Origin of the sequence: Pseudoalteromonas sp. c7(2019), from assembly GCF_011378625.1 — a bacterium.
Lineage (GTDB): Bacteria > Pseudomonadota > Gammaproteobacteria > Enterobacterales > Alteromonadaceae > Pseudoalteromonas > Pseudoalteromonas arctica.
The window spans coordinates 37,896-49,411 of record NZ_WTKS01000019.1; the positions used below are offsets into that span (position 1 = coordinate 37,896).

11 protein-coding genes and 1 riboswitch are annotated in these 11,516 nt (G+C 38.3%); of the genes, 5 read left to right on the forward strand and 6 right to left on the reverse strand.

What is annotated here, in order from left to right; all coding sequences use genetic code 11:
- Positions 1-48 precede the first annotated feature (48 nt).
- Positions 49-2,991 carry a TonB-dependent receptor gene (locus tag GQR38_RS17745; protein ID WP_165722827.1) on the reverse strand — a complete coding sequence of 981 codons (2,943 nt, stop codon included), beginning with the start codon at positions 2,989-2,991 and terminating at the stop codon, positions 49-51.
- A 238-nt stretch (positions 2,992-3,229) separates the two neighbouring features.
- Here GQR38_RS17745 and GQR38_RS17750 point away from each other — a divergent pair, with 238 nt between their 5' ends.
- Positions 3,230-3,982, forward strand: coding sequence for a response regulator transcription factor (locus GQR38_RS17750; protein ID WP_007579810.1), 753 nt, complete (start codon positions 3,230-3,232; stop codon positions 3,980-3,982).
- Positions 3,983-4,004: 22 nt separating this feature from the next.
- On the opposite strand, the gene GQR38_RS17755 is transcribed toward GQR38_RS17750, so the two are convergent.
- From GQR38_RS17755 to GQR38_RS17770, 4 genes are all read right to left on the reverse strand, one after another.
- Positions 4,005-4,403 carry a hypothetical protein gene (locus GQR38_RS17755; RefSeq protein WP_165722826.1) on the reverse strand — a complete coding sequence of 133 codons (399 nt, stop codon included), beginning with the start codon at positions 4,401-4,403 and terminating at the stop codon, positions 4,005-4,007.
- Between the two features lie 60 nt (positions 4,404-4,463).
- The gene (locus GQR38_RS17760; RefSeq protein WP_165722825.1) at positions 4,464-6,539 is read right to left on the reverse strand and encodes a S9 family peptidase; all 2,076 of its coding nucleotides are present in this window, start codon (positions 6,537-6,539) and stop codon (positions 4,464-4,466) included.
- 142 nt (positions 6,540-6,681) lie between these two features.
- On the reverse strand, positions 6,682-7,245 hold the full coding sequence (locus GQR38_RS17765; RefSeq protein WP_024589489.1) for a hypothetical protein: 564 nt from the start codon (positions 7,243-7,245) through the stop codon (positions 6,682-6,684).
- Between the two features lie 96 nt (positions 7,246-7,341).
- Positions 7,342-7,430, reverse strand: a riboswitch (cyclic di-GMP riboswitch).
- An 88-nt stretch (positions 7,431-7,518) separates the two neighbouring features.
- Positions 7,519-8,175, reverse strand: a complete 657-nt coding sequence (locus GQR38_RS17770; RefSeq protein WP_007579804.1) for a cytochrome b/b6 domain-containing protein — start codon at positions 8,173-8,175, stop codon at positions 7,519-7,521.
- Positions 8,176-8,282: 107 nt separating this feature from the next.
- Here GQR38_RS17770 and GQR38_RS17775 point away from each other — a divergent pair, with 107 nt between their 5' ends.
- The 3 genes from GQR38_RS17775 (at position 8,283) to GQR38_RS17785 (ending at position 9,853) form a co-directional block, all read left to right on the forward strand.
- Positions 8,283-8,987 (forward strand): AzlC family ABC transporter permease, encoded by a 705-nt coding sequence (locus GQR38_RS17775; protein ID WP_024589490.1) that lies wholly within the window; start codon positions 8,283-8,285, stop codon positions 8,985-8,987.
- Entirely contained in the window at positions 8,984-9,283 is a 300-nt protein-coding gene (locus tag GQR38_RS17780; RefSeq protein WP_004335020.1) for an AzlD domain-containing protein, read from the forward strand. The genes GQR38_RS17775 and GQR38_RS17780 overlap by 4 nt, the downstream gene beginning before the upstream one ends.
- 72 nt (positions 9,284-9,355) lie before the next feature.
- A complete protein-coding gene (locus GQR38_RS17785; protein WP_165722824.1) occupies positions 9,356-9,853 on the forward strand; it encodes a glutathione peroxidase in 498 nt (165 codons plus the stop codon).
- A 118-nt stretch (positions 9,854-9,971) separates the two neighbouring features.
- Here GQR38_RS17785 and GQR38_RS17790 read toward each other — a convergent pair whose 3' ends face one another.
- A complete protein-coding gene (locus GQR38_RS17790) occupies positions 9,972-10,157 on the reverse strand; it encodes a hypothetical protein (RefSeq protein ID WP_007579801.1) in 186 nt (61 codons plus the stop codon).
- 387 nt (positions 10,158-10,544) lie between these two features.
- Between GQR38_RS17790 and GQR38_RS17795 the strand changes: the two genes are divergently transcribed.
- Positions 10,545-11,339 carry a YggN family protein gene (locus tag GQR38_RS17795; protein WP_165722823.1) on the forward strand — a complete coding sequence of 265 codons (795 nt, stop codon included), beginning with the start codon at positions 10,545-10,547 and terminating at the stop codon, positions 11,337-11,339.
- The last annotated feature ends 177 nt before the right edge of the window (positions 11,340-11,516 follow it).

The following is an 11,516-nucleotide window of genomic DNA, read 5'->3' on the forward strand; positions in this document are numbered from 1 at the left end:
TTGTGAACGTAACTAATTAAGTAACTATATTAGTGTCGTTATTGTTGGTTAGAATTTACTTCTAAAACCTATGTAGAATGATTGACCAATTGGGTCGTACGTACCAGCATCAGTTTCAGTACCAGTACTTGAACCGCTCACACCCGATAAAATGCGTGGTGGCTCTTTATCAAATAAGTTACTTGCACCAGCGTAAAGCTCTGTTGAATCGCTGATATGGTAACTTGCTTGAACATCATGATACGTTACTGAACCAATCCCTACTCCACCTGGAGCAATACCAAAACCACTTAAGAATTGATCATCAAAGTCTGCAGCGCCAATGTAAGTTAAGCTCCAGTTAAAATCAAAGTCGTTAAGTTTATAACCAAAGTTCCAGTTAGCTTTATGCTCTGATGCACCAATTTCTCCAGCAAACTCATCTTTATCAGCGCCTGGAAGTGGAATGCTATAACCATCGATTAGGTAAGTATAAGCAAGACGAGTTCTAAACGCACCAGGACCAATATCAGCAGAGTACGTTAGTGTTAAATCAACACCTTCTGTACCTAAACCACCACTGTTAGATACACCACTGTCGATAAATTCTAGTGAACCAGCACTATTATTACCTGATGGCGCACTACGACGAGTTACAAAGTCACAAAAGCTTGTATCGCCGCCGCCATAACATTGGTCAAGAATAAACTGACGAGGTGTTGATACTATTGCATCTGTAATTTCGATATCAAAGTAATCAAGCGTAATATCTAGTCCTGATATTAGGTTTTCTGGTGTAAATACTAAACCTACTGTTACAGAGTCACCAACTTCTTCTTTTAAATCTTGGTTACCACGGTTAAAGCCACTAATGCCTTGTAAGTCAGACTGGTTAAGCGTGAACTCACCATTTGAAGCGATATTAGTTGTAACACCACCATCTGTTCGACAAGCATCACCAGCAGCACCACCGCCACTATTAGTAACACCTAAACATGGATCGTTTAAGCCACTTGGGAAAGTTTGTGAAGGCGGAGAAAATAGTTCATCGATATTTGGAGCACGTGTTGAACGAGCACGAGTAGCACGTAAACGTAAGCTATCCATTACTTCCCAATCAACACCCACATTCCAACTTTCAGTGCTACCTACAGTTGAATAGTCAGATAAACGAACAGCTGCGTTCATTGTTACAGTATCAAGCACAGGGATATTTGCTTCTACATAATACTCAGTTACATCAAACGAGCCTTCTGTTGCTGGGATTGCATTACCCGCATTAAGACCTGCTTGCTGTAGTGCATCAAATTCACTGCGTGAAAATTCTTCGCGGTATTCAAAACCAGCTGCAATACCTACCGTACCTGCTGGTAAATCAAATAAATCACCTGAAATATTACCACCAATGATTTCTTGCTCAACCGACGTTGAAAGCGAACTAGGTGCACTTACAAAATCAATAGCACCTTGCGATAACGAATTAAAACCATAAATGTCTACTGGTGCACAATTAAAGCCACGTGCTGTCGCATCGATACAGATAGCCTCATCAGTAATACCATCACCATCTAAATCTTGGCTATCGATCACAGCTTCTAAACCTTGACGGAAGCTTTGTACATTAACTAGACCGCCTGAAACTTGTTGCTCTTTTGTTTTACCGTATACATAGTAAGTATCGTAAAACCAACCATCGGCTATTTCACCTTGAAAACCAAGTGCTAAACGGAATGTATCACGCTCTGCTCGTGCTCCACGATTACCGATATCACTTAAACGTTTTGCAAAGAAGATATCTCGTGCGCCATCACCGTCGGTATCGGTTGCTGCGTTATATATATCGTCTGGAACAAACGCGTTACGTAAAAGCTCACCATTTACATTAAATTCAATTGGTACCTGGCCATTTGCATAAATGTCGTCAGAGGCAAAAGGAAATGGCTCTAATTCAGAAACGGTTGTTGTTGCAGCGTAAGTGCCTTCATAAAAAAAGCTATGCTTGTCGCTTAACTCGTAGCTACCATTTGAGGCAAATAAGTAACGTTCTGTAGGTATTGCTATTGTACGTACACCGCTTCGGTTAAAACCATTTGCAGCTACGCCATCGCCGCCATTAGTACTAAATGAGTTTTGTAGGTTGTTTGCATCATTAAACGTAAATGTTTCATCCCCAGCGCTAAAACGACCTTGTGGTGGAAATGAAGATAAAAACGGGCTTACTGCATCAAATACAGAACCTGGATTTGCTACTGGATCATCTTCGAAGAAAATACCTGAAAATTGGTCTACCGCTGAGCGATCACGGTCACGTGAGAAAACAGCGCCTTGATCAGAGTAACCAAGGTGAAACATTGCGTGTCCTTTACCATCTGAGCTTGATAAGCCTGAGGTAAAGTTAAATTGGCGTGACTCATCATCACCTTCACTCGATTCACCGTACTGACCATCAAACTCAACGCCTTCAAAGTCATCTTTTAAAACAAAGTTAACTACACCAGCAACAGCGTCAGAGCCATAAACAGATGAAGCACCACCTGTCATAATTTCAACACGTTCAATAAATTGGCTCGGAATAGTGTTTAAATCGACAGCAGAGCTACCTGGTACACCTGATACATAACGACGACCGTTAACTAATACCAATGTACGGTTAGAACCTAAATTACGTAAATCTACAGTCGCAACACCTGCACTCGCTGTACTAAAGTTTGAGTTAGTACGACTGATTGCCGGTGAACCAAATGCTGGATTATCTAGTAGTAAATCTTGAATATTTAATGAACCAGATGCGTCGATTGCTGTGCTATCTACAACTTGAATAGGCGCTGATGACATCGCCTCAGCTGAACGAATGCGAGAGCCTGTAACTTGTACACGTTCTATTTTAGTAATTTCGTCATCTTCTGCAGCCACACCTTGAAATGAAATGCTTGCAAGTATCGCGCTGCTTAGCGCAACTGTTAACGACGATTTTTTAAATAATCGCGCGCTACCTTTGTTAGTTAATGTCATATAATTCCCCTGAATTGTTATTTTTGTAACTAAATAGTTACTTCGCGGATTACAGTAAGGGGATTTATTTAAACACTCTACGTACGTTATTTATTAGGCGTAATCTTTGGTATGAATAGCTAGTTTGATGGGACGAATTAGTACGTCACAATTATTTTATAAATATATTGTACTTTTCATAACAGTTTTTCCGCTAAGCACGGTCTTTATTATTATATACAGCAAGAGATATAAAATAATGGTCGCTTCTTTTCATGCATTAACTTTTGTTAGTAACACTAAGTTTGCAACATTTTTAACAAAGCGCGTGCAAGAGCACCGACACTTTGAATCTCAATCTTTTATTCAGGCAAACAGATTAGATCAGATAGATACAGATCAATACAACGTACTGTTTTACGAACTAACTAATCTGGCTGACCCTATGCAAATAGTGCATTTAACAGAGCTAGCTAAAAAGCTTAAGTTAGTCATTATTGCCCAGTCGGGTCATTTTGCGAGTTTTGCTTTTGAAGTTGGCGCTGTTGATTTTTTAATAGTAGATTCAACTGCACCACGTATCGATAAATGCTTTGATAAACTGATTCACCTTTGCCCGATTGCAAGCGCGGCCGAACGTCAATATCAACAAAGCACACAAACCGAAAAACCATCATCACATATCGTAGTTAAAGATGTAGGTAAGGTAAGGCTAATTGATATAAAAGATATTATTTGGATTAATGGTGCGGGCAATTATGTAGAGCTGCATTTTACCCAAGGTAGTACACCGGTATTACACCGCGAAACCATGAAAAATATTGAACAGCAGCTAGAGCCAGAAGGGTTTATTCGTATTCATCGCTCAACGCTGGTAAGAAAACAAGCTATCTGCGAACTGATGCCTACTGACAGTGGCGATTATAAAGTCAGACTTAAAAACGATATGTGCTTAAACCTTTCAAGGCGCTATAAAGGGTGTTTAGAGAGTATTATAAGCCCTCTTCAGTAGCGGTTTATAATACTCATATTAATTACCAGTTCTGTTTTATATAACTATCACTTGGATGCACTAATAAATAGCTTTCAGTATCTTTATAAAAATTAACTTCTACATCGCTATTTTTCCATACTTTTTCAAACATGTTTTTAGCTATGATATTAATGTTTATATAGTCAACTCGTTGATAGCCACGTTCTTTTACACCCGCAAAATAGGCCTCTAACGAATCAAGACTATCTAAAGTTAACAGTTCAAACTCTTTTAAGTTAACAACCACAAACTTTATTGTATTTTTAGGATGAAAGCTCAATTCTTGAATAACACCATTAGTTAACGATGTTATACCTTCATTGTTAAAGCTCCCCTTCAACTTCAAATACATATGAGGGGGCTGTGAACAAATCTGAAATTCGCCATGTGCTCCAAACATAAATTACCTTCTATATATCAACTTCTATATATAGAGTAATACAATTTTCCGATTTTGCAGTTAATTTAACAGCGCAATAAAAAAGGCCATTTCGAGGGCTTTTTCTTCTAAGCTTTTAAAACGACCTGATGCACCGCCATGACCTGCATCCATATCCGTTTTAAAGACTAAAATGTTACTGTCTGTTTTAAGTTCACGCATTTTTGCAACCCACTTCATAGGCTCCCAATACTGTACTTGTGAGTCATGAAGACCGGTAGTAACGAGTATGTTCGGATAGTTTTGTGCGCTAATATTGTCATAAGGCGAGTAAGCTTCTATCACATCATAAAATTGAGGCTCATTTGGATTACCCCATTCATCGTATTCATTTGTTGTGAGTGGAATACTCTCATCAAGCATTGTGGTTAATACGTCTAAAAATGGTACATGACAGCCAACACCGCAATATAACTCTGGTGCCTGGTTTACAACCGCCCCCATTAATAAGCCACCAGCACTGCCGCCTGAGGCAAACACCTTATTGCTATCACAATAACCTTGATCAACAAGCGCTTTTGTCACATCAATAAAGTCACTAAAGCTATTTTGTTTATGCTCTTTTTTACCTTGCTCATACCATTCGCGGCCTAGCATTTCAGAGCCTCGGACATGCGCTATTACATAAACAAAACCACGATCGAGCAAGCTCAGTGATGAGCTTGAAAAACTAGGATCAATCGTATAACCATAGGCGCCATAGCCGTATTGAAATAACGGATTTGTACCCTCTTTTTTAAAGCTGTCTTTTCGATAAACAACAGATACAGGTACTTCAACTCCGTCGCGAGCAGTTATCATTAACCGCTCCGACTGATAGTCATCAGCATTAAAACTACCGAGTACTTTTTGCTGTTTAAGTAATGTTTTTTCGCCCGTTGCTAAATCAACATCATATAAAGAGCCCGGTGTTGTTAAGCTCGAGTAATAAATACGCGCAGTGCGAGTGTCTGGCTCTGGGTTCATTGCTATTGCTGCATAATAACAAGGATCGGCAAACTCAAGTGCCATACGATCCCCTTGCTTATTAACAACTACAAATCGAGCTTGCCCTTGCTCGCGTTCACTCAATACTAAAAAGTCATTAAATAACTCTACACCTTCAAGCAGTACATTTTCTCTGTGAGCTGTATGCTCAAACCATTGTGTTTTATCAGCAATCGTTTCGTTTGTTGCCGTCATTAATCTAAAGTTTTTAGCTTGCCAGTTAGTCACAATATAAAATGTGTCACCTAGCTTATCTACGTCAAACTCGTGGCCATCTTCACGCGGCATTAATGCTTTAAATTCGTCAGTGGGCTTATTAGCATCAAGCACCCATGTATCGTTGGTCTCTGTCGATGCTAAATCAATAATAATTAAGCCTTCGTCGCGGCTTTTACCAAGCCCCATAAAAAAGCTGCTGTCTTGCTCTTCGTAAACCATTACGTCTTGGCTTTGCTCGCTGCCAAGCTCATGCCTAAATACTTGGTATCCTAGTAGCGTTTTTAAATCTTTTTTTACATAAAAAACAGTTTTATTGTCGTTAGCCCAAACAACCTGCCCTTCTGTATTTTCAAGTACATCAGGTAGCATTTCACCGGTCGTTAAGCTTTTAAAGCGAACATTATAAATACGACGACCTTCAGTATCTTCAGAGTAAGCCATAAGCTGCTCGCATGGGCTTAGTGCGACTTCTCCTAGCTCAAAAAACTCAAATCCCTCAGCTAATATATTCACATCGAGTAAAAGCTCTTTATTATCAGCCTTTATGCTCGTGCTTCTATAATGGCGAGAGTACTCATCATCACCACGAACTTCTGAGTGATACCAGTATTTCCCGTCTTTAACGGGTACCGAGTTATCGTCTTTTACAATGCGTGCTTTTAACTCTTCAAAAAGTGTATTTTGGAGTGGCTTCATTGCAGCTAACTGTTCATCGCAATATGCATTTTCAGCATGTAAATGTGCAAGTACTTGCTCATCCTGACGATCGTCATCACGCATCCAATAGTAATTATCAGTGCGTATTTTATTATGAGTACTTAATGTATGGGCTTGCTGTTTAGCAATCGGGAAATTAGGTAATAAACTTAAAGAATAGTCAGGACGAGACACAACAAAACCAATTAAAAAAATAACGTGATTTACAGTTTATCATAAAAATAAAAAAGCCCATCCAATAGTTGGATGGGCTAAAACGGTAAACGCTTCATTACTAAAACCGCTATACCTTTGGGAAGATAATTCACTAACAGCCTTATATTTGCTGCCAAGCCATAGCCCAACTTTGTCCAATACCGGGCTCGAACATAAACTTTTTATCGTCACTCGCGCGGCAAAACTCATTAAATGGCCAAGGCCTACATTGATAAACATGCCCTGTTTTTGGCTGCAATACCTTTGTACCCGCATTATAGTTTTCACAATTTTCAGGGTACACGTAATCATAAGTATCAAGGTTATTAACAACACGCTCATCGCATTTTGCAATACAATGAAAATCGACATGCGCTTTACATATACCACTGCTTTGCAAAGCAAAAATTTCATTGTTTCTATAGGCTACAATTAAACCTTGTTCGGTCATTTTACCTGCGCTAACAAGGGGTACATGCACGTTAATATGCTCGGCAACTAAACGTGGCCATGCGTGAGGTTCACCTTGTTCAAGCGAGGTGATTTTGTAATCAAATGATAAACTAACTAGCTCTCCTTGCATGTCATAAAAGGTTACACTCACCACATCGCCAATAAACAATTGGGTATGATGATTTAAGCAACCTATTGTTGACCACTTTCCACAGGCCAACGACGTATGCATAAACACGGCAACACCTTAAGAGTTACAAAATCTTATCCATACACTATGGATACACAAAAAATACACTGAGGGCAAGTGATACATAACAACACGTTATGCAGTAGTCCCGCTACCATAGCTTTATAAAAAGCCTTAGACCGGAAACTTTGCGCCCTAATCTTTCGATTAGTTTGCCAGCAATGCGGCGATTATAATTCGGCCCCGCATAACAATCAAACAAAAGAATGTAACCAAAAATAAAAACCAACCCTTTAAGGTTGGTTTAATGTGTTTTTAACTAAATAAATAAGTTAAAGGTTCTTTTGCCCACGTAAATATCAGCAACACCAATAAAGATATAAATATTAGCCACGCAGGCCAAGACGCTTTTGTCACTTTAGCCTCAGAGTCATCCGCTTTTAACTCTTTTGAGCCTGTGATCATCGCCTTAACTAGCGGCTTACCTTTTATTCTATAAACAATAATAGCTAATACATGTAAACCAATAGCATAAAGTAAAATGTCAAAATTCAGCTCATGTAGCCAATTTGCAAAATCAATCGTATCGCTAGACACATATTGAGCAAGCGGGCCGTCAGTTAAAATGCCATCACTACTCATTAACCCGGTAATAAGCTGCGTAATTATAATTATAAAAAATACCATTACCATACAACTGCCAGGTGCTGAATGACCTAGCGAGTCGCTTGGTGTCTTTAGTGCCTTTAAAATAGCACGAGGAGAGTGCAGCAACCCACTTAATCTCGCAGTTTTACTTCCGATAATGCCCCATATTAAACGCGTTACGATGAGTGCTAAAGTAAAGAACCCAGCAACAAAATGAAGCTCAATCATGCCCTCTTCAATACTAAAATAAAGCACCGCAATACTTACAACCAAAAACCAATGAAAGCATCTAATAAACCCATCCCACACTTTTAACGTCGTCATTGCGCCTATCCTTAAAAAAACAGTATTATCTAATTCGTTAACTACTTTAACATCATAATATTAAGGTATCCTTATGAGCCATTCTACAAGCCGTGCGAGTAAATATCATGCAACCAGTTAAAAAAGCTATTTTAAAAGGCTTTTTAGATATGCTACCTCTGTGTTTAGCCGTTGTTCCTTGGGGTATTTTATGTGGTTCTTTAGCGATTCAAAATGGCTTTAGTGCACTAGAAACCCAAGCAATGTCGTTATTAGTCTTTGCAGGCTCTGCACAGCTTGTTGCAATTGAACTTATGGCGGGCAACACACCATTGCTCACAATTTTATTCACAACATTTATTATTAGCTCTCGGCACTTTTTATACGGTTTAGCTGTGCGTCATAAGGTAATTGACCAACCTATGCGTTGGCGCTTACCAGTAAGTTTTGTATTAACCGATGAGCTATTTGCATTTTCTCACCATAGAAAAGCGTACAGAACAAAAACACGTTTAATATACGCATTGAGCGCTGGTTTTAGCTTTTATATTGCATGGAATATTTGGACGTTAATTGGCATTGTAGCAGGCACAATGCTGCCCGACTTAACTAATTTAGGGCTCGACTTTGCCATTGCTGCCACGTTTATAGCTTTGGTTATTCCGGGCATTAAAAATCTGGCCTCACTCGTTACGGTAATTGTAGCAGGCATTAGCGCAACGCTTTTAAAAAGCACAGGATTTGAGTTATGGCTTGTTTGCTCAGCGCTGCTGGCAATGGCCGCAGGTTACAGCACAGCAAGACTAACCACTAAAAAGGAAGTAACGCCATGATGACGACTATTTTACTCATGGCGTGCATTACATTTTTTACGCGTTATTTATTTTTACACCGTGCTTTGCCGTTTAAAGTAGGCCCTAAAATGCAGCAATTTTTAAGCTTTAGCGCACCAGCAGTGCTTACAGCAATTTGGGTGCCTATCGTGTTTTTGAATGAAGATGGCATTAACTTAAACTGGCAAAACCCTTATTTAAGCGCAGCAATAGTCGCCATTATTGTTGCCTACAAAACACATAATATTTATTACACTACGCTTGCCGGTATGGGGCTATTTCTAATTTTAAATTAGTGCGATCTTTATACTTTATGAAATACTGCACTCAGGTTAAAATGCGGCTAACAACAATAAAAAGACGCCAATATGCACAAATTCCATCAATTAAGCGCAACAAGCTTGCAGGGTCAACCTATCAACTTTAATGATTTTGAAGGGAAGGTTGTGCTTATTGTTAATACCGCAAGTAAATGTGGATTTACCTACCAATACGAGTCGCTTCAAGCTTTGCATAATAAATATGCCAGCCAAGGTTTAGTTATTCTGGGATTTCCGTGCAATCAATTTGGTCAGCAAGAACCCGGCGACGCAACACAAATAGAGCAAGGGTGCTTAATTAATTTTGGTGTGAGTTTTTTAATGGCGGCCAAAGTAGATGTAAACGGTGAGCATGCTCACCCAATCTTTCGTTATTTAAAATCGGCTTTACCTGGTTTTTTAACACGTAAAATAAAGTGGAATTTTACTAAATTTTTAATTGCCGCAGATGGTACACCAATTAAACGTTATGCACCTTTTATTAAACCCGAAAAGCTAGAACTTACAATTCAAAAAGCATTAGCACAGGCTAAAAGTACGCTTTAAAAAGTAATAAAGAGGCGCAAGGCCTCTTTATTGCCAATACTATTGAAACTTAAACATACGCATAACTGCACATTTAAACTCTCAATATTAATTGGTATTTTATTTATACTAGTGAAATTTAATCGGTGTAATCGCTTAAATCGTCTTCGCCTAGATTTTTACGCAAGCGTTTTTGCTCAAGGTAGTCTTCCAACTTCTTTTTAACCTTTTGCTTGTTCTTATCGTGTTGATTACGTCCGAGCATTTCGTACTCGTCTTCAACAAAATCGTCATCTAGCGCATCGTAACTAAATGTCTTACCCACAACCCACTCCATAAAGTGTTTGAGACCAACCAAGGATTTTATTATCGCAATAGCCGGTAAAATTAAAAATGTTTAATGCCAAAGTGCTCTGCAAATTAACATCAAAATAAAGCCACGTGACTACTGTAAATAGTCTTCATGTCAGTAATGTGAATAAATAGCGCTAAATTTGAATTGAGGAAAGTGAGAGTTTTTTATCGTATCGATAAATAAAATTTATTAATTTTTATTAGTTAGCCAATTTGACTAAAAAATAGTTATTTATTAATTATTTTGACTTGCTAAAAAATAAAAAAAACACTTAATTAATTGTTTTTTATGGAAAAATAAAACTGGCATCAAACTTGTTATTAATTAATCGTCATCAACAAAAAGTAGAGAACAAACATGAAAAAATTACTATTAGTTAGCGCATTAATTTGTACGCCAGCCGCTATGGCTCATAACGACAACGATTCTGCAATTTCATTTAGTAACGATGAATGTAACGTCGAATTTAAAAACGATGTACGTATTAAACCAAACGAATTAGAAATTTTTACTGCCAATAATAAAACTATGCAATTTAATGCCCATGGTGACTTAACCGTAAATGGCGAGCTTGTAGCGCTTAATAGCTCACAACGCGAAGCACTGAATAAGTACTCTGACAGCTTACGCACTCAATTACCTGAAGTAGCTAACATAGCGTTAGAGGGTGTTAAAATTGCCGGTGTGGCATTAGAAGAAGTAGGCAGTGCATTTAATATTGACGGTCTTGATAATATGTCTGAGCTTATGGACGACATTAAAATTGAGGTAGAAAACACATTTTACCAGCAAGGTACATTTGTAATGGGCCAACAAAGTTTTAATCAATTTGGCGAAAACTTTGAACAACAATTTGAGCAGCAGATAGAAACAGCGGTTGAATCAGCAGTAATGCAATCAATGGGCAGTATTTTAGTGGCTTTAGGTTCTGAGTTACTTGGTTCAGGCGGCGATATGGATGCCTTTGAACAGCGCATGGAAAATATGGGTGCACAAATAGAAGAAAAAGTAGAGCTACATGCAAGCGCACTTGAAGAGAGAGCTAACTCTTTATGTGAAAACTTTGCTGATATTGCAAAACAAGAAGAGCAATTAGTAATGCAAGTGCCAGAGCTTAAAGGTTACCAGTTATTTAGCTTTAAACTCAATTAGTACAGCAAACGTTATTTAACATCCCTTTGGCAGCACTTAAGTTTACTTAAATGCTGCTTTTTTGTGTTTCCCAAACTTATACCAACCTGCATAAATCTTTGATCAATTTAACGAATTAAATTGCACTATAACGTCGTTAAAAATTTTTTATTTAGAACAACTAGATACAAAAACTTT

Excerpts from the sequence above, each read along its gene's own strand:
- GQR38_RS17745 (WP_165722827.1), bottom strand. The coding sequence starts at position 2,991 with ATGACATTAACTAACAAAGGTAGCGCGCGATTATTTAAAAAATCGTCG.
- GQR38_RS17750 (WP_007579810.1), top strand. The coding sequence starts at position 3,230 with ATGGTCGCTTCTTTTCATGCATTAACTTTTGTTAGTAACACTAAGTTT.
- GQR38_RS17755 (WP_165722826.1), bottom strand. The coding sequence starts at position 4,403 with ATGTTTGGAGCACATGGCGAATTTCAGATTTGTTCACAGCCCCCTCAT.
- GQR38_RS17765 (WP_024589489.1), bottom strand. The coding sequence starts at position 7,245 with ATGCATACGTCGTTGGCCTGTGGAAAGTGGTCAACAATAGGTTGCTTA.
- GQR38_RS17770 (WP_007579804.1), bottom strand. The coding sequence starts at position 8,175 with ATGACGACGTTAAAAGTGTGGGATGGGTTTATTAGATGCTTTCATTGG.
- GQR38_RS17775 (WP_024589490.1), top strand. The coding sequence starts at position 8,283 with ATGCAACCAGTTAAAAAAGCTATTTTAAAAGGCTTTTTAGATATGCTA.
- GQR38_RS17780 (WP_004335020.1), top strand. The coding sequence starts at position 8,984 with ATGATGACGACTATTTTACTCATGGCGTGCATTACATTTTTTACGCGT.
- GQR38_RS17785 (WP_165722824.1), top strand. The coding sequence starts at position 9,356 with ATGCACAAATTCCATCAATTAAGCGCAACAAGCTTGCAGGGTCAACCT.
- GQR38_RS17795 (WP_165722823.1), top strand. The coding sequence starts at position 10,545 with ATGAAAAAATTACTATTAGTTAGCGCATTAATTTGTACGCCAGCCGCT.